General features: G+C 57.2%; 17 protein-coding genes. 6 read left to right on the forward strand and 11 right to left on the reverse strand.

Translation table 11 applies throughout. The features are described 5' to 3' along the window. The coding region (locus RBI05_RS15895; protein ID WP_310550946.1) for an IS3 family transposase at positions 1–156 on the forward strand (156 nt) is incomplete at its 5' end. 58 nt (positions 157–214) lie between these two features. On the opposite strand, the gene RBI05_RS15900 is transcribed toward RBI05_RS15895, so the two are convergent. Next, positions 215–1,156, reverse strand: coding sequence for a YutD family protein (locus RBI05_RS15900; protein WP_310551809.1), 942 nt, complete (start codon positions 1,154–1,156; stop codon positions 215–217). Positions 1,157–1,195: 39 nt separating this feature from the next. Further along, positions 1,196–2,125, reverse strand: coding sequence for a lipoyl synthase (lipA, locus tag RBI05_RS15905; protein ID WP_332843012.1), 930 nt, complete (start codon positions 2,123–2,125; stop codon positions 1,196–1,198). A 189-nt stretch (positions 2,126–2,314) separates the two neighbouring features. On the opposite strand from lipA, the gene RBI05_RS15910 reads away from it, so the two are divergent. Then, positions 2,315–3,415: a M23 family metallopeptidase gene (locus RBI05_RS15910; protein ID WP_150456276.1), complete on the forward strand. Its 1,101-nt coding sequence runs from the start codon at positions 2,315–2,317 to the stop codon at positions 3,413–3,415. A gap of 78 nt (positions 3,416–3,493) precedes the next feature. Here RBI05_RS15910 and yunB read toward each other — a convergent pair whose 3' ends face one another. Both yunB and RBI05_RS15920 read right to left on the reverse strand, forming a co-directional pair. Further along, positions 3,494–4,651: a sporulation protein YunB gene (yunB, locus tag RBI05_RS15915; RefSeq protein ID WP_310551810.1), complete on the reverse strand. Its 1,158-nt coding sequence runs from the start codon at positions 4,649–4,651 to the stop codon at positions 3,494–3,496. 69 nt (positions 4,652–4,720) lie between these two features. After that, entirely contained in the window at positions 4,721–5,332 is a 612-nt protein-coding gene (locus tag RBI05_RS15920; RefSeq protein ID WP_310551811.1) for a TVP38/TMEM64 family protein, read from the reverse strand. 155 nt (positions 5,333–5,487) lie between these two features. Between RBI05_RS15920 and RBI05_RS15925 the strand changes: the two genes are divergently transcribed. Beyond that, positions 5,488–6,066, forward strand: coding sequence for a guanylate kinase (locus RBI05_RS15925; protein WP_310551812.1), 579 nt, complete (start codon positions 5,488–5,490; stop codon positions 6,064–6,066). A gap of 96 nt (positions 6,067–6,162) precedes the next feature. Here RBI05_RS15925 and gtfA read toward each other — a convergent pair whose 3' ends face one another. The 3 genes from gtfA to RBI05_RS15940 all read right to left on the reverse strand — a co-directional run bounded on the left by gtfA (position 6,163) and on the right by RBI05_RS15940 (position 9,155). Continuing rightward, positions 6,163–7,614 (reverse strand): sucrose phosphorylase, encoded by a 1,452-nt coding sequence (gene gtfA / locus RBI05_RS15930; protein WP_310551813.1) that lies wholly within the window; start codon positions 7,612–7,614, stop codon positions 6,163–6,165. Positions 7,615–7,932: 318 nt separating this feature from the next. Further along, the gene (locus RBI05_RS15935) at positions 7,933–8,610 is read right to left on the reverse strand and encodes a phosphotransferase family protein (protein ID WP_310551814.1); all 678 of its coding nucleotides are present in this window, start codon (positions 8,608–8,610) and stop codon (positions 7,933–7,935) included. Then, positions 8,607–9,155: a TetR/AcrR family transcriptional regulator gene (locus RBI05_RS15940; protein ID WP_310551815.1), complete on the reverse strand. Its 549-nt coding sequence runs from the start codon at positions 9,153–9,155 to the stop codon at positions 8,607–8,609. Before RBI05_RS15940 ends, RBI05_RS15935 begins: the two co-directional genes overlap by 4 nt. A gap of 230 nt (positions 9,156–9,385) precedes the next feature. On the opposite strand from RBI05_RS15940, the gene RBI05_RS15945 reads away from it, so the two are divergent. Together RBI05_RS15945 and RBI05_RS15950 are read left to right on the forward strand one after the other, a co-directional pair. After that, positions 9,386–10,243 (forward strand): SDR family oxidoreductase, encoded by an 858-nt coding sequence (locus RBI05_RS15945; RefSeq protein WP_310551816.1) that lies wholly within the window; start codon positions 9,386–9,388, stop codon positions 10,241–10,243. Between the two features lie 131 nt (positions 10,244–10,374). Beyond that, positions 10,375–11,166 (forward strand): class I SAM-dependent methyltransferase, encoded by a 792-nt coding sequence (locus RBI05_RS15950; RefSeq protein WP_310551817.1) that lies wholly within the window; start codon positions 10,375–10,377, stop codon positions 11,164–11,166. 258 nt (positions 11,167–11,424) lie between these two features. Here the strand turns inward: RBI05_RS15950 and RBI05_RS15955 are convergent, their stop codons facing one another. Beyond that, positions 11,425–13,917 (reverse strand): ATP-dependent helicase, encoded by a 2,493-nt coding sequence (locus tag RBI05_RS15955; protein ID WP_310551818.1) that lies wholly within the window; start codon positions 13,915–13,917, stop codon positions 11,425–11,427. Between the two features lie 87 nt (positions 13,918–14,004). Further along, complete coding sequence (locus RBI05_RS15960) at positions 14,005–14,829, reverse strand: MBL fold metallo-hydrolase (protein ID WP_310551819.1); 825 nt, start codon at positions 14,827–14,829, stop codon at positions 14,005–14,007. Between the two features lie 145 nt (positions 14,830–14,974). Between RBI05_RS15960 and RBI05_RS15965 the strand changes: the two genes are divergently transcribed. Next, entirely contained in the window at positions 14,975–15,439 is a 465-nt protein-coding gene (locus RBI05_RS15965; protein WP_310551820.1) for a hypothetical protein, read from the forward strand. A 29-nt stretch (positions 15,440–15,468) separates the two neighbouring features. Here RBI05_RS15965 and RBI05_RS15970 read toward each other — a convergent pair whose 3' ends face one another. Both RBI05_RS15970 and RBI05_RS15975 read right to left on the reverse strand, forming a co-directional pair. Next, a complete protein-coding gene (locus RBI05_RS15970; protein WP_310551821.1) occupies positions 15,469–16,290 on the reverse strand; it encodes an acyltransferase domain-containing protein in 822 nt (273 codons plus the stop codon). Between the two features lie 37 nt (positions 16,291–16,327). After that, positions 16,328–17,083, reverse strand: coding sequence for a WG repeat-containing protein (locus tag RBI05_RS15975; protein ID WP_310551822.1), 756 nt, complete (start codon positions 17,081–17,083; stop codon positions 16,328–16,330). Positions 17,084–17,354 lie beyond the last annotated feature (271 nt).

Below are 17,354 nucleotides of genomic sequence, written 5' to 3' on the forward strand. Positions count from 1 at the left end.
CTCAAAACGGAAGGACTCTATCCTTATGATATCCGAAAAATGGCTGAGGCACAAAGAAGAATCGAGAAATACATACGGTTTTACAACCGAAGACGACCACAGCGTAAATTAAACAAACTGACGCCAGTAGAGTACCGACGCCAGCTTGCAACCTAGGTGTTTTTTTCAATGTCCACTAAATGGGGTCTTGACCACGCGTGCAGGGGGTTGCTTGTTATTCCGGGCTTCCCGGTGTCTCCGGCGTTCTCGGCCGGTTCTGCGAAGCGGCGTCGCCTCCGCCTGCGGGCTTGCTGCGCTCGCCGCGCTCGCGTCCGCCGGGCCGTTCGCCCGCTCCCGGTGCTCCGACAGCGCCGGAAGCTTCGCGGGAGCCTTCACGGCTGCCCGCGCCGGGGTGCGGCGGGCGCTTCTTCGGCTCGCGCTGCGGGTCCTGGCCGCCGGAGCGGCGCTGGAACGGCTTGCGGTTGCCCGCAGCCGAACCCTCCGGACCCGGACCGGCTTGTCCGCCGGTGGTCAGCGGCTCCTGCCCCTGACGGGGGTTCTGCTGCCCCGGTCCGCCTCCCGGCTGACCCTGACCGCGCGGCGGTCTCATTCCTCCCTGGGAACCGCGCGCCGGCGGCGCGGACTTGTTCCCGCTGCGGCCGGCGCCGCCCTGGGACCCGCGCTGCTCCCGGGAACGGTCCTTGTGCGGCCGTTCCTTCGTAATATGCTCGCGCAGTTCGCGCACCGGCGTCTCCCGGGAAGCGGAAATCTGGGCCGCCGCCTGGCGCGAGAGCAGATCGCGCGGAATCTCGGCGCGGATCGCCGCTTCCGGCGCAGCTGCCGCCCCGATCCCCGGCTCGGCTCCCGCCGGCTCCTTGATGAGAATATCCGGGCCGACCGGCGCTTCCTTCAGCTTCTGCAGCACGAAGTAGGCACAGCCGAAATTGCAGTATTCATTGATATAGTCCATTAATCCCGAAATCGAGGTATCCCGGTTCGCCTTGGGATGGTTGTCCCGGTAGAACCCCTTCAGCCGAAGCTGGCTGTAACCCCAGTCTCCGACGATATAATCATAGCGATCCAGAATTTCGCTGTATCTCCCGCGAAACGCCTCCGGATTCCAGCCGTCTTTATGATCCGCTACGAGCTCGTAGCCCTTGCCGCCGATAACGATCAAGCAAGCCTCGCCTGCCTTTCCACTGTCTAAAATGGGTCATCAGCCCCGAACGGCGCGCTCCTCGCGCGTCTTGGTGGCCGATTTCACCTGCTCATGCGCATGATACGAGCTGCGCACAAGCGGGCCGGCTTCCACATGGCTGAAGCCGCGCTTCAATCCTTCTTCCTTGAGCCGGGCGAATTCCTCCGGCGAGATGTATTTCTCCACATTCAGATGCTTGGGGGAAGGCTGGAGATACTGGCCGAGCGTCAGGATGTCGCAGTCCACCGCCCGCAGATCGTCCATCGCCTGAAGAATCTCATCCCACTCTTCGCCGACGCCCAGCATAATGCTGGATTTGGTTGGGATCTCGGGCTTCATCTCCTTGGCCCGCTGCAGCAGCTCCAGGGAACGCCGGTATTTGGCCTTGGCCCGAACCCGGTCGGACAGCCGTTCCACCGTCTCGATGTTGTGGTTCAGAATGTCCGGCTTCGACTCCATCACGATCTGCAGACTGTCCCGGTCTCCCAGGAAGTCGGGAATCAGAACCTCGACGCTGCACAGCGGCAGGCGCGAGCGGATGGCGTGAACCGTAGCGGCAAATATGGAAGCGCCGCCGTCCTTGAGATCGTCCCGGGCCACGCTTGTAACCACGCAATGACGCAGCCCCATCTTCTCGGCGGCTTCGGCCACGCGCTCGGGCTCCTGCAGATCCAGCTCTGTCGGCAGGCCGGTATTAACGGCGCAGAACCGGCAGGCCCGGGTACAAATATCGCCCAGTATCATAAAGGTTGCCGTCCGGTTGGCCCAGCATTCATAAATATTCGGACAGCGCGCTTCTTCGCAGACGGTATGTAAAGTCTTGGACCGCATCATATCCTTGATTTCCTGATAATTGTCGCCGGTCGTCAGCTTGATCCGAATCCAGTCCGGCTTCGGCTGTTTCGTTCCTTTTGTGGTCAAAGTCTTTACCTCCGATTCCTCTGATATTCGCCTTCCCTATCCAAGCGGGTCGCTTAAGGGTCCATGATCGCCTCAATTATATCATGGGCTGTAGGGAAATGCCTCCTTTTTGGTCCACGGATAAAAAGCGCGCGCCGGAACCAACCTATGCCTATACGCGGGCCGCCGGGCGCGGCGGCCGCCTGAATGGATGCCAGACAGAAGGAGGACCCTGCCATGTTGTTACCCGTAAGCTTCCGCACGCTGCGGCGCAGTCTGATCGCTCTGTCCGCGGCGGCGCTTCTGTGGACGGAAGCCTGTCCCTCCCCCGCAGCCGCTGCCGGTCCGGCAAGCAGCTCCCGGGCGGCGGCCGATCTTCGCGGCAGCGCCAAGGAGGACCCGTTCCGGGCCCGCAAGGCCCTGTTCGACCAGCTGGAGGCCGCTACCGGCATTCCGTGGTTCCGTCTGGCGGCGTTCGACCAGTACGAACGCAGCTTGACGCGGACCGGAAGCGACGGGCGGACTGCCGTCTCCCCGGGACGGCTGACGGCGATCTCGGTTCCGGCGCCGCTCTGGTGCGGCCCGCTGAATCCCGATCAGGCCGACACCTCGCCCGCCTCCATCGCGTTCTTCGGAGGCTTCGGCCTGGACGGCTCCGGCGACGGACGGGCCGATCCTGCGAGCGACCTCGATGTGCTCTACAGCCTGTCCCGCCATATCCGCCGCTACGGAGCGACGAACGGCGATTTCCCGATCGCCGTCTGGGAATATTACCGCAACGGACGGGCGACGCAGCGGGTCACGCAGTTCGCATCGCTCTACGCTCATTATGGCCGCCTGAATCTCTCGGGCAGCGCCTTCCCGCTCCCGCTCGGAAGCACCTACTCCTACCGGAGCACCTGGGGAACCGGCAGAAGCTGGGGAGGCGCCCGCATCCACGAGGGAACCGATCTGTTCACCCCTTACGGCGTCACGGTCCGCAGCACCTGCTACGGCATCGTCGAGACCAAGGGCTGGAACCGCTTCGGCGGATGGCGGATCGGCATCCGCGACATTGAGAACCGGTACCATTATTACGCCCATCTCTCCGGCTTCGACAAGAGTCTGGAGGTCGGCAGCTTCGTTGAACCCGGCCGACAGCTCGGCTGGGCCGGCAGCTCGGGTTACGGCCAGCCGGGCACACAGGGCAAATTCCCTCCGCATCTGCATTACGGCATCTACCGGGACCGCGGCCTGTCCGAATGGGCCTTCGACCCGTACCCGCTGCTGCGCCAGTGGGAGACGACGGAGCGCAGAGCGCTGAGAACGAAGAAGCAGCAGCGGATGGCGGAACGCTGAGGAACCGAATACAGGCGGCAGCCCGGACGCATCGTTCGTCCGGGCTGCCGCCTGTATGTTGCGGTTCTTCCCCTTCTTCTATTCCCCGCCGCCGGCTCCTGTGTCTGTACCGCTGTCCGCTGCGGAAGCCTCCGGTTCCTGCGGAGCCGGAGGACTGCTTACAGCCGGTCCACCGCCTTCGCCGCTTCGTCCGCTGCCGGCGCTTCCCTCGCCGCCGCCCGCCGGAACCGCACTGCCGCCCGAAGGCGCAGGAAGGGCAATGCCCGGGGCCTGGGCGCTGTTCTCCCCGACGGGACGCCCCTGGTTGTCGTAATAATACATCGGAACATCTCCGACAACCATGAGGTAAGAGACCGGGATTTCTGTGTCCACGGTCTGGGGCTCCATATCGAACGGAATGACGACCGCCACCTCCGTGATGATATGAATATAGACCTCCACCAGAATCATATTGATGCCCGCATTCTGCTGCCGGGTGTTCAGCTCTACCTTGACCGCTCCCTGCGGCTCGATCTTCACGGGAATGTCGGGCCCGAACGAAGCGATCAGCGGACTGCCGAGCGCCTGCCCGAGCGGAATATGCTCGGTCCGGTTGTGCAGACTTTGCAGGGTGGACTGGATAACCTCGGCCGCTTCGGAGGTAATCCGCATATGCTCGGCATAATTGAGCATGAAGCCGGTGATCTTGCCGTTCCGGTCGCTCTTCCAGTCGATCAGCTTGCCGGCATCTCCTCCCGTTACCACTTGAGACGTTATCGCCTTGTTGATGGACTCCGTCGCGATCTGCTTCACCCGGATCTGGGCCAGATGCAGGATGGGCGGCTTCATATGCCGCTCCACATAGCGCAGCCCCTGAAGAACGCCGATGAGCAGCACCAGCGATACGACAACCAAGATGCGCAGCAGCCGCCGGCGCGGCTTCGCCGGGCCGCCCGTTCCGGCGCGCTGTGCCCGAACCGGGGCGGCGCTCCGGGCCGCGAGGCGCCGCCGCGGGACGACGGATGGCACCGGCCCGGCCGGAGCCGTCCGCAGCGGACCGGCGCTTCGGACCGGCCGGAACGTTCGCCGCCGCGGCGAACCGAGCCAGGCGGCGAGCAGGCGGACGGTCCCGCTCCTCGCCGGCGGGCCGCTGCGCTTCCACCCGCCGCCCCGGCTGCGCCGCCGGACCGGCAGGCGCCACGCCTCAAGAGGCGGAAGCCGGAATCGGCGTCCGCCCCATTTTTTCACTCTGCCCATTGCTATCGTCCTCCCGCCTGCCCGCGGTCAAGCCGCCTTATAAGTATGGGTATTCGGGCAGGCTCCGGATCAGACCATCCGGCTCCGCTTATCCTCCTGGATGTGGCTCCAGTGACGGTGGATGAAAATACCGATCAGCGCGGCCGCAAAAAGCCCGTAACCCGTCAAATAAAGGCCCCACTGCCCGGGAGGAAGAATCAGCGAAGAAGTGAGGATACCGAACAGCCAAATGAAGGATAAATTGCCAAGAATCGTTCCCCAAACAAAAGAACGCGCCCGAATCGGCGAGACGGCGCACATCAGATTAATCATGTTATTCGGAATAATTGGAACGGTCCGCAGCAGCACCACGGTCCAGATGCCGTAGCGTTCCAGGTACCGCTGCCACTTGTCATACCGCTTCAGCCTGCGTCCCCATCTCCGGTCGAACCAGTGGAACAGATAGCGTCGGCCCAGCGCATAGACGGCAATCCCTCCGGCGCTCGCCGCGGCCAGACTGATCAGCATTCCCCCGATAATGTCGAAGACGGACACATGCAGCATAATCAGAACGAGCAGCGGTATAATTCCAACCAGGCTTTGGAGAAATGCCAGCGGCACCGTGATGTACAGGATGGCGGGCCCTGTCAGCCCCAGCGCTTGCAGCAGCCCGTCAATCCATGCGTTAATAAGATCAGTCATGGGTTCTCTCCCCTCAGCCAGCCGGTCTGCATTCATAAAAACCCCCCGTAAACGGGGGGGCGGCAACCGCAAATCTCCAATCCATTCATCATAGCATATCGCGTTTCAGCAAGTAAAATTCACGGGATTATCCGCAGAATGAAGAAGGTGTGTGTATGGGTCAGATGTTTATTTTATACGGACCGTCCGCTTCCGGCAAGACTGAAATTCAGCGCGCGCTGCTGGAAGACGGCGATTTGGAGCGCATCATCACGGCGACGAGCCGGCCGCCGCGCCCCGGCGAGGCGAACGGGGTGCATTACCATTTCATGGACCGCGGAGCTTTCCAGCAGCTGGCGGAGCAGGGCGGTCTGGTCGAGTACACGCGCTATAACGGCGAATATTACGGCACTCCGCGGGCGGAGCTGAGCGAACGGGCAGCAGGCGAACGGGACGCAGTGGTCATTCTGGAGCTTAACGGTGTCCGCGCCGTCAAAAAGCTATTCCCGCTCCAGACGGTCGCGATCTATATCGGGGCCGATCCCGCCAGCCTGCGGCGGCGGCTGGAAGCGCGCGGCGGCTCTGCCGATGAGACGGCAAGCCGTCTCCGCAAAGCGCTGGAGGAGGAGACCGCCGAGCCTTATCTGCGGGAGGCCGACGCCGCAGTCTGGAACCGCGACGGCCGCGACCTGGCCGATACGGTCCGGGAGGTACGTGAGGTGATTGAGGCGACGAGGAGAAAGGACGGGAGATAGGAATTCCTCCGGGAGAGATTCCGCCTCGTAGGCTCCCTGATGCAACAAGCGGGCTGCCCTTGGAGGACAGCCCGCTTGTTGTATGTTTTTGCCGTTCTATACTCCCGCCAGCTCCTTCATCTCTCCGGTCGCCTCATCCCGGTACGTCACGGTGAACGTATGGGCGGCCAGATCGGCGCGCAGCACGGCGGCGGCGTCTCCCTGGCGGCGGACGATCTCCAGCGTTTCCGGCGTCTGACCGCCGGCGATCTCGATTTCACCGCCGAACGCCGGATAGGCGTTGCGGAACCGCATCAGCGTAAACAGGCGTTTCAGCACGGGACGCTCGAGATTGTCCGCAACCTCTTCCTTGCTGTAGTAGTGGCGGTTGATGTTCCGTCCGACCTTCGTCTCCTCCAGCAGCTCGATGTCATTGCGTCCGGCCAGCAGACCGACATAATAGACCTGCGGAATGCCGGGAGCGAAGAACTGGATCGCCCGGGCCAGCACGTAAGCGTCGTCGTCGTCGCCCAGCGCGGAATAGTACGTGCAGTTCAGCTGGTAAATATCCAGATTGTTGTAAGCCACGGTATTGTACACCTTCTTGACGTTGGCACCCTTCGTGAACAACTGGTTCTTCGTCTCTTCAATCTCCTCGTCCGTCAGCAGGTCGCGCACATCCACGACCCCGATTCCGTCATGCGTGTCGAGCGTGGTGAACTGCTTGCGGGGGCAAATCTCCAGCCAGCGGATCAGCCGGTTGCTGCGGCCGCTGTACAGCGCATGCAGAACGAGCATCGGCAGGGCAAAATCGTATACCCAATGCTCCTTCTCCGCGAGCCGGGTCTGAATCGTATAATGCTCGTGTATTTCCGGCAGCACATCGACGCCGTAAGGCTTCAGAATATCCTTGGCGCCGTCCAGCATCTCCCAGATATCCGGTTCCACGAAGAAGCAGTTGGTCCCAATCCTCTTGGTGGCATAGGCAAAAGCGTCCAGCCGGATCAGGGACGCCCCCTTCCCCGCCAGAAACTCCAGATTCTCCCGGACGAACCGCTGCCCCGTCTCTGTATCCAGCCGGAGGTCGATCTGCTCCTCGTCGAAGGTGCACCAGACCTTCTCCGTCGTTCCGTCCGCGAAGGTCACCTCGATATAAGGCGCGCGGGGCTTCCGCTTATAGATGAGATCGACATCCGCCTGCGTCGGCTCCCCGCCCGGCCAGAAGTCCTTGTAGCGGATGAACAGATCTTTGTAGGGGGAACTGTCTTTATGGCGCACGAAGTCCTGGAAGTACGCCGAACTCCGCGAAATATGGTTAATCATGAAATCGAACATCAGGTAGAAATCCCGCGACAGCTCTTCCACATCGGCCCAGGTGCCGAACGGCGCGTCCACTTCCCGATACGTCATCGGGGCAAATCCGCGGTCGGCCGAGGACGGATAGAACGGAAGCAGATGCACGCCCCCGATGGCTCCCCTGAAATGCGCCCGAAGCAGCTCGCCCGTCTCCTTCAAGTTCCGGCCCATGCTGTCGGCATAGGTGATGAGCATAATTTCGTTCCGGATCATGTCCGATTCACTCCTTTGCGTCGTCTGGTAACGCTATCATTTTAGCTTTCCAGAAAAATATATGTCAATCGTATTCATAGTGGTCAAAAGTGAACTGTTATAGATTGCCATCCCCGAATTAGGGTATAATACGGTGAACCGTGTCATAAATAAGGGCAAGTTTTTTTGCGGAATTCCTTGCGGGGCATGATAATCCTCATTCTTAAGTCCCTCCTGAAAATGAAAATGACCCCTCGAAAAGGGGTCTAAGTACTGTCTCACGGATATGATATATGTCTATAAATGCTTTCAATTCACAAGCTCGGAATGCAAGAAAAGTTATACAATTTCCAGGTATAGATTTTCTATATCCTTCAGCAGATCAGGTATCCAAGTTTCTGATCCAGGGATTATATCTGTACCACCATAAACAAGCCAATGTAATGTTTTAATCAGCCAACATAAACCGCCTATTTGCACTTGCCAGTTTAGATGATCAATTTGAAGATCAGTTACGTCAAGGTATGCTGAAATCATTTCTTCTCTTGAAAGATTACTCCAAGCGTATGCTTCCGTAATCAAGCAATATAGATCTCCAAGATGAGGACTTAGATAGGCAATGGACCAATCGATTGGCATGATACCATTGTCTTGAATCAATAGGTTCTTTGCATGATAATCATGATGTACTATTGAAGTTGGTACCGATTGATAGAGTCTTTCTAAATGACGAGGTAACACTTTCTTGAGTTTTAATAAAACTTCGGTGTCTGCTAACTTTTTGGATTTCAACAGATCATCAAGTAGCTCCAGAAAGTTCTCCATTGAAACGAAGTAAGTGTCAATGATCTTCTTAGGGAGCATTCTTTCTAAGTTGGCGGTTGCCTTCACTCTTAGTCTTGCTAGTTCCCTTGACGCCTCGAGAAAATGAGCAGGATGCGGTTGCTGTTCCAAATTATTTTCACCCACATCCTCCATGACCATTACTCCGCTGTCCTTCAGTTGTTTCAAGCTCATCCGGTTGCCTGCTCCCAAAAAACACCTAAATTAACCGTTACCACTTCGATAACCTCTTCCACCATCGACTCCAGCGTGCGGTCTTGAACCTCCCTGCTCCACTGCAGGGCCGATCCGAATATGCCCCAGCTGACCACAAGGGCCGTAGCTTCCAGCTTTTCTTGAGGGTCCCTCTGTTTAGGCCCCGATTTTAGCCATTGGAGCAGGAGACGATACAATTCCTTTTGCATGGCATTCTCCAGCAGCGGCTCAAATTGTTTGTCTCCCGGCGTGAGATACTGTCGAAATCGTACCAGGAATTGAAAGACGGTCTGAACAAGGATATACAGATTGTCCGAATTGAAGGGAGCATCATCCGGCAGTCTTTTTTGGAGAATGAGTTGAAACTTCTCTGTCATCCAATATGCGAGAAAAGCGAATTTGTCTTCAAAATGGGCATAAAAGGTTGCGCGGTTGACGGCCGCTCGATTCGCAATGTCGTGAACAGAAATAGAATAGATGTTTCTCTTTTCGTCGAGCAGATCGTTAAAGGCTTGAATAAACAACTGGCGGGTTCTCTTTACACGGGGGTCGCTTGGATTTACCGGCATGCTACACCACGCTTTCTTCGGGTCTCAAAAATAAACAAAACGGCCATTGTGTCGGGAACGCAACAAAACCGGCCCTTTGCGGATTGTTGACTGGGCACTAACCCCTTATCTTTTACTTATGCGATATATGGTTACACAAATCCGTATAGTTAGAAACTTTTTACAAAAAAGAAAGGGTGAGTAACATGATTATCGTTACCGGAGCGAACGGGAAGTTGGGCAGGGGCGTGGTCGAGCAGTTGCTTAAGCGCATTCCGGCCGAGCGGATTGGTGTCAGTGTTCGCGATGTCAGCCAGGCGCAGGATTTAAAGGAGCGCGGTGTACGTGTTCGTCATGGCGATTTCGCCCACACGGAGAGCTTGCTGAATGCTTTTGAAGATGCGTCACAGGTGCTCCTTGTTTCAACCGGTATTTTGGGAGATGATGGGATCCGTCAGCACCAAAATGCGATTGACACAGCAAAGAAATCCGGCGCCGGACGGGTTCTATACACGAGTCATATGGGCTCTTCTGCGACATCGTATTTTCCGCCTATGGTTCACCATGCAGCGACAGAAGTTTTGCTTAGAGAGTCGGGTATTCGCCACACGTCCCTCCGCAACGGTTTTTACGCCTCCTCCTTGGTTGGATTAATAGGTGAGGCCGTCAAAACGGGCGAGTTGATTGTTCCCGAGGATGGTCCGATTGCTTGGACAACGCACTCGGATTTGGCCCAAGCTGCTGCAGTGATTTTAACCGAGAAGGACTGGGATGGGCCATCTCCGAATCTAACGGCCTCTGAAGCGATTGATATGGAGGGCGTTGCGGCGATGATATCGGATATCGTCGCCCGGCCTATCTATCGAAAGGTCGTAACGGACGAAGCCTACCGGGCGTATCTGGCTGCCCAAGATTATTCGGAAGTGCGCATTGCAATCACCTTGGGTTTATTCCGTGCGAGCCGTAACGGGGACTTTGCGCAAACCAGTAACGCTTTAACTGATCTGATTGGGCGACCTCCGTTGACGCTAAGAGACTTTTTAAAAGAGTCTTTGCCTCTATAGACGCGCTGTGAATGCTGTTTCCGGTGTATTCGTGCAAAGAAAGGGCCAACCTAGCATATTGCGTAAGCAGATTTCATCGTTTAGGATGCTATGAAGAACCATTCAATGGTCGTTGAAAGGGGACGGGGGATTTGAACGAGTGGAAAGAATGGACGAATGAATCCCGAAACAGATGGGAAGGAATTGCAGAGTTCTGGGATGATTACATGGGTGAACAGAGTAACCGATTCCATCGGGAGATTGTCCGACCATCAACAGAAGAACTATTAAAGGTAACTGAGGGTCAAATTATTCTTGATATGGCTTGTGGAAATGGGAATTTCTCACGGAGATTAGCCGATTTGGGCGCAGAAGTTGTTGCTTTTGATTATAGTGCAACAATGATCGAGAGAGCCCTGTTAAGGTCAACCGATTACTTGAACCGAATTCAATATCAAGTGGTCGATGCTACGAATTATGATTCATTAATTGAACTTGGGATTGGACGATACGATGGAGCGGTAGCCAATATGGCTTTAATGGATATTGCAGATTTAACCCATTTAACGAGAGCGTTGCAGCAATTGTTAAAGAGAAACGGCGTTTTTGTATTTTCTATACCGCACCCTTGTTTTCAAGCGCCGAACACAAGGAAGATACACGAAACGGAAGAGATCAATGGAGAGATTGTAACCAGAAACAGTGTGCAAATCTCCAAATACTTGACCCCGGAGCCGACCGAGACCATAGGAATAAAGGGGCAGCCGGTATCACATCTCATTTTCCATCGACCTTTATCGTATTATGTAAAGCTGTTTTTAAGTGCTGGTTTTGTGCTGGATGGATGGGAAGAACCCTCTTTCCAAATAGATGAAGACAGCGGCAAACAATTTGATTGGTATGAACTGCCCCCTGCGGTAATATTCCGCTTTAGAAAGCTGTAAAATTAACTCCGCAGAGGTTGCTGAAATTAAGCTGCCTTGACTGCTATCCGCCAGCCAATCGGCGCCATCGGCGGACTGCTTGCCCGCACGGTCATCGGTCTGATCGAGGAGGAAGAGACCTCTGCCCGGAGAGTGACGGTCGATATCGAGCTGATTCAGGGCGACACAACAAGAAGCGGCGAGGCTACCGGCCCCGCCGCTTCTTCTGTTCTTATCTGCTCTATTTCCCGGCCGATAGCCCCTTCCTTCTCCGCCCGACTAGCCGCCCGCAGGAGACAGCAGGCCCAGCTCCAGACAGGCGGCAATCAGCAGCTTCTTCTCCCCGCCGCTGAAATCAATGGTCAGCCGGTCCTCCTCTACAGCGGCAATGACGCCGCGCCCGAACTTGGCATGGCGGACCGCCGCCCCCTTCGCCAGAGCGGAGCGGTCGCGGATCGCATCCGGCGCGCCTGTCCCGGCTGCCCGGGGCGGCACTACCTGCGCATGCCCGGCGCGGCCGCTTCCGGGAGAAGCGGAACGCGGACTTCCATCCGCTCGTCCGCCGGTACGGCTCCCGCTCATCCGCTGCGCGCCCGCTCCCGTTCCGCTAATGGAGCGGGAATAGCCGCCTCCGCTCCCGCCGATGCGAACCGTTCGGACTGCGCCTCCGTCCGGTCCGGTCCCGTCCCGTCCGATTCCGGCTTGCCCGCTGCGGACCGGAGGTCCGCTCGCTTCGACTCCCGGCAGAGGCCGGAGCGCCCCAAGGAACGGCGACTCCGCCGCAGGCTCGCCGTCCCGCTCCCGGTACGTCAGCAGCTCCAGCCGCTTCCTCGCCCGGGTCATTCCGACATAGAACAGCCGGGCCGATTCCTCCATCGCCAGCTCCCGCTCTTCCTCCGTGCCGCGCCGGTCCTGCGGCGCCGGGAGAATGCCGTCGATCAGATCGACCATGTAGACGGCATCGAACTCCAGCCCTTTGGCCCCGTGCAGCGTCGAGAGCGTCAGTACGGCCTCCGTACGGCGGAAACGGGCTTCCCGCATGACCCGGTCCAGATGCTTCAGCCGGGCGGCGAACGCCTCCATTGAATCCAGTGTATCTGCGATCTCTTCCAGCGTGTTCAGAATGCCGATCAGCGTCTCGCGGCGGAAGCCCAGCTTCTCGCACATCTGTTCAAGCGCCTTCTCGTAGCCGAGCCCGCGGCGGATCAGCCGGATCACTTCCCGGGGCGGCATGCCGGACATCCGGCTGAAGGCGCGGCGGCATTCCTCGATCCGCTTCGGCTGGTAATCGGCCAGCTCCACTTGCTCCAGCAGCGTGTCGAATACCGAAACGCCGCTCGGCGTCTGAATCTCCGACAACACCGCCATCTGCTTGCGGGTAATATAGGCATTCAGCCGAAGATGAATGCGTTCCAGCAGATCAGCCCGGTGCGGCGCGAAGCTGAATCTCATGAAATTCAGAACATCCTCAACGACCCAATGCCTGAAGAACCCGCTGTCCGTGTCCTTCATGCGGAACGGAATGCCCGCCCGGTCGAAGGCGTTGACCAGCGCAACGGCGGAATCATTGTTGCGATAGAGAACCGCGGCATCCGCGAACCCCTTCTCGCTCGTCAGGCGGCGAATCCGCTCCACCAGCCCGGGGGCCTGTTCGGCGTAACTCGGAAGTACTGTGATCCGTACCGATTCCCCTTCCGCCTTGTCCGTGAACATCGTCTTCGGATAGCGATGCCGGTTGCGCGCAATGAAGGACGCTGCCGTCTCCACAATCCGCCGGTCCGACCGGTAATTCTGCTCCATGAACAGAATCCGCGCGTCGGGGTAGAGCTGCCCGAAGCGCTGAAGATAAGACGGCTCGGCGCCCCGCCAGCTGTAGATCGACTGATCGTCGTCCGCTACCAGACAGAGATTGCGGTGCGGCCTCGCCAGCTTCTCCAGGAATACATGCTGAATAAGAGACGTATCCTGGCTCTCATCGGCCAGAAGATAGTCGTAGCGCCGCTGAAACCGGCGCAGGAGCTCGGGGTCTTCATCCAGCGCCCGGTTCCCGATCGTCAGCATATCGTCGTAGTCGATCAGCAGCCGCTCCCCGCTCTGCTTGAACGCTTCGTACGCCCGCAGAATTCCGGCCGCTTCCGGGACGGCGCAAGGCGTATCGGCCCAGCGCTCTTCCGGAATCATTTTGTTCTTGATGTAGCTGATATACGTCGTCAGCTCATCGAGCTGATCGTCCGTGATCCGTCCGTTCGCCGCTTCCGCATACAGCCTTCTCAGGATGATGCGTTTATGCAGCGGAAGCTCCCCGGGTCCGGCCGGTCCGGCGCCGCTCCCGCTGCTACCTCCGGCTTCCGCCGTCTCTTCCTCCGGCTCGACGCGTCCTTCAATGATCGTGTACGCCGTTCCGGTCCGGTGGAGGTAATTTCGGGCCGCCTCGAACGCGAGACTGTGGATCGTCGAGAACTCGGGCGGCGCCAGGCGCGGGAACAGCGCGGCGAACCGCTCCTTCATATCCGCCGCCGAGGCCCGGCTGAACGTCACCGCCTTGATGCGGGCCGGATGCACGCCCTTCTCTTCCATCAGATAGCCGATGCGCATCATCAGCGTCGTCGTCTTGCCCGAGCCCGGCGATGCCAGCAGCAGCAGCGGCCCTTCCGTATGCAGCGCAGCTTCGGCCTGAACCGGGTTCAGGGATACGCCGAGCTCTTGTTTTTTGCGGGCCAGAAACGGGTGTCCCGGCCTTCTATCGTCACGGCTCCGATGCTCCGTCTTCATGATGCTTCGTCCTCTCGTTGACCTCAGACACGTTCTCTATCATACCCGCCGCTGTGTCTCTGCGTAAACCCCCGCCGTCTCCCGTCCTCAGAACGCTCCCGGCGACACGTAGACGAACCGCTCGCCCCGGGCCATGACATGCAGCTTGTTCTCCGGGTAATGCTTGTACATATAGTCCACAAAATAACCCGGGTTCTCCGCATTCCCGGCATACAGATCATAATGCAGCGGCACCACCGTATCGAACCCGGACACGGCCGCGAACTCGGCCGCCTCCCGGTAATTCATATTCCCGATAATATCCCGGCTGTTGCGGAAATAATCGCGTCCGTTAATCGGCAGCATCGCCAGATCAATCCGGTGCGCGCCGACCTTCTCCACCAGTTCCGGGAACAGCACCGTGTCGCCGGCATGGTAGAGCGTCACGCCGTTCAGTTCCAGAATGTAGCCGACATAGCGGGGCAGCCCGTCTTCACTGTATTCCAGGCTCTCGTGGGCCGCAGCCAGCGGGTGAATGCGCAGCTTCGGCCCATACTCGGCCCAGGCGTCCGGCACCGCAGCTTCGAGGCGGTCCGGGTTCACGCCAAGCTCCAGCAGTTCCTTCCGACAGCAGGAAGGAGCCAGGAAGCGGGCTTCCGGGTTGTTGCGGGCGATGACCGGAATCGCCTTCCTGTCCAGATGATCGCTGTGTTCATGCGTAATCAGCACCAGGTCGGCGTCTGTAACCCGCTCCGCTTCAAGCGGCGGCGGAAAGGTGCGGTCGGGGTCCTCGGACACATAGGGATCGATATAAATCGTGAGTCCGTCCCCTTTTGCCACAACGCTCTCCTGCCCCAGGAACCATACGGCCAGACAGCCGTGCGGCACCTCGGTCCTGCGGATTTCTTCCTGCAATTCTTGGCCTGTTCTCATGGTGCGGCCTCCTCCTGTTCCGTATTGGGCGGATCTGTATCCATTATACAACTGCCATACAACTGCCATAAGCCATAAGAAGGGAAACTTTTGGATATAAGAAAGCGTAACCATATAGGAATCGGATAACAAAAGGAGATAGCCTATGTCCAGAATTGCAGCAATCCCCATTCTGTTGATGATTGTTCTTCTGACCGCCTGCCGTTCCAACGATTCGAGTGCAGAGACCAAGCCTCAGCCTTCTTTTCAATCCGGAATATGGATCGACTTCCAAGCCTATTCCGGCTCCATTCCGCAGAAGGACGCCCCGGTGCTCGCCGCTCTGAAGAACAATCTCTCGGCCCTGGCCGAGCTTAACCACGCGCGCTTCCGCTCGGGATTCGTGAATGAGACGCTCGCAGACAACATGGAGTCTTACTACAGCGAGCAGTTCCGCTACCGCTTCACCGAGTTGGAGGCCATTGAAGAGGTGCCGGACTATCATCAATGGAATATTACCGTCGCGGGAAGCCGGATGGATGCCTCCACCGGAACCGTCGATGAGGTGAAGATGCTGTACGCTCTCCGCGCCGACGGGAACGGGGCCTGGCTGATTTATACGATCGACTGAGGACGGTTCCAAGGCGAAGGCGCAGCCTGTCATCCCTTCCAAGGGTCTGGCTGCAATCTTCCGTAGCCTGCGCCCACGCTGCCGCCTTCCGCCAACAGAACTTTCATCTTCTTCTGTAAGGAAGTATGTTCCGGAAGTTGGTCCAGCGGAATATCCGTTCTTCCGTACACCCATCTGATAGAGCTATCGTTGGCAGGATCTACACGCAGCAAGTCGAATGCTCTCTGAAAGCCGGCGATCTTCGAGTTCTCCGGCAGCAGCTTGGCGAGAACAGGAGAGAGCAGCCAGGAATCGCACACCATATCCGACATTCCATACTCCGCATAATAGTTGGCAAAGAACGCCCTGGCGTCCGCATAGGACTGTCGAAGACTCTCGCGCCCCGGATCGGCATCCGCAGGGATATGGATATGTATCACTTTCTTGTCTTCCTGCTCGGTCATCTCATATTCCAGCGCGCCGATTCGGAATTCACGAAGGGAAATCTGCCTCGGGAACCACCAGCCCCACGTGAACGCATAGGTCCCATAGACCTTGTAGTGCTCCTCAACGAATCGGGTACAGAACTTCATCGTATCCGTATAAATCTCTTTTCCGATTCCTCTTAGTTCATATTCCTTATAGGCCTCTGCTGCACGCATGAGCATAAAGCTCAGCATTTTGCTCCCATCCGGATCTTCTCCCAGAATCCGAGCTATATCTTTAACTCCCTCTTCCCAGGCAGCGGGGTCATATAGAGCTCTGGACAAGGGCGCTGCTGCCGTCTCGTCGAATCGGCCTGCCCAGGCGAGCACTTTTCTCGTCATGGAATCCGGCAGACAGATACAGTTACACACTTCTTGCAGATCCATTAGTCTTCTCCTGTCCTGTTAAATTACAAGCGGAATATCAATGACTCTCTGTCAGAATTACTGCAATTCCTTTATCCATAGACTTCACTCCCACCGCAGCCTTCCCATTGAAAGAGGAAGAGGCATAGTCGAATTCCACCTTGGTGAGAAGCTTGCCGCCGGAATTCATATAACCGAACTTTTCTGCTCCGGTCTTCGTTTTCATACTTACCAGAGCAACACCATCATGAAAATCAAAGACTCTGCTGTACGAAAGAGAGGCGATTCTCGTTGTCCCTGTACGGTCAATATAGCTGTATTTTCCTCTTGAATTCGCCACATAGGCCAATCCGTTACTGAAATTACCAGCTGCGCTGAATTGAAAAGGAACGGCGAGTTCTCCTTTCCGGTTCACGTATCCCCACTTCCCCTGTGCATTCTGAACAGCCGCCAGTCCTTCGGAGAAGTTGCCGGCATTGCTGTACTTAAATGAAATGACTGTTTTTCCTTTGGTGTCGATAAACCCAAACTTCCCGGCGGAATTTTGTACAGATGCCATTTCTTCCGAGAATTCCTTGGCATAGGTGTACCGATAAGGAATAACAAGTTGGCCGGAAGAGTTAATAAATCCCGTTTTTCCGCTTCCCGGTTCATAGGCAGAAGCCAATCCGTCCATAAAAACATATTCAGAATCATACTTTTGATCAAATGTATGAATAACTTTACCGAAGGGGTCAATAAAGAAGGAACGGGTTGGCTTGATTATAGTATACCAACGATCCGTTCGATTGTTCTGCGAATAACAGCCCGTCATGGAACTGACTGTCACTTTGAGCGAGAACCGGCCGAAAATCAACGGATTTCTGAACCAGGGTCATCGGGTGAACTGAAGACGCCGCAGAGCTGACTCCTGCGATTAGCAGGCTGAGACATCCTGTAATTAATATTAATCCTATTTTTTTCATTAACCATTCACACTCCTGCTGTTATTCACTCTTGGTGAACATGCACATTCATTTGTTTGGTTGGAATGCAAAAAAACGCAGACTCTACCCGTTGAGTTGGTCTGCGCTGCTCTGCTTCCG

This window comes from Paenibacillus glufosinatiresistens, assembly GCF_031470375.1.
In the GTDB taxonomy this organism is placed as follows: Bacteria; Bacillota; Bacilli; order Paenibacillales; family Paenibacillaceae; genus Paenibacillus_AQ; species Paenibacillus_AQ glufosinatiresistens.

Coding starts and splice junctions, on each gene's coding strand:
- RBI05_RS15910 (WP_150456276.1), top strand. CDS start 2,315: ATGTTGTTACCCGTAAGCTTCCGCACGCTGCGGCGCAGTCTGATCGCT.
- yunB (WP_310551810.1), bottom strand. CDS start 4,651: ATGGGCAGAGTGAAAAAATGGGGCGGACGCCGATTCCGGCTTCCGCCT.
- RBI05_RS15920 (WP_310551811.1), bottom strand. CDS start 5,332: ATGACTGATCTTATTAACGCATGGATTGACGGGCTGCTGCAAGCGCTG.
- RBI05_RS15925 (WP_310551812.1), top strand. CDS start 5,488: ATGGGTCAGATGTTTATTTTATACGGACCGTCCGCTTCCGGCAAGACT.
- gtfA (WP_310551813.1), bottom strand. CDS start 7,614: ATGATCCGGAACGAAATTATGCTCATCACCTATGCCGACAGCATGGGC.
- RBI05_RS15935 (WP_310551814.1), bottom strand. CDS start 8,610: ATGAGCTTGAAACAACTGAAGGACAGCGGAGTAATGGTCATGGAGGAT.
- RBI05_RS15945 (WP_310551816.1), top strand. CDS start 9,386: ATGATTATCGTTACCGGAGCGAACGGGAAGTTGGGCAGGGGCGTGGTC.
- RBI05_RS15955 (WP_310551818.1), bottom strand. CDS start 13,917: ATGAAGACGGAGCATCGGAGCCGTGACGATAGAAGGCCGGGACACCCG.
- RBI05_RS15960 (WP_310551819.1), bottom strand. CDS start 14,829: ATGAGAACAGGCCAAGAATTGCAGGAAGAAATCCGCAGGACCGAGGTG.
- RBI05_RS15965 (WP_310551820.1), top strand. CDS start 14,975: ATGTCCAGAATTGCAGCAATCCCCATTCTGTTGATGATTGTTCTTCTG.
- RBI05_RS15970 (WP_310551821.1), bottom strand. CDS start 16,290: ATGGATCTGCAAGAAGTGTGTAACTGTATCTGTCTGCCGGATTCCATG.
- RBI05_RS15975 (WP_310551822.1), bottom strand. CDS start 17,083: ATGACGGGCTGTTATTCGCAGAACAATCGAACGGATCGTTGGTATACT.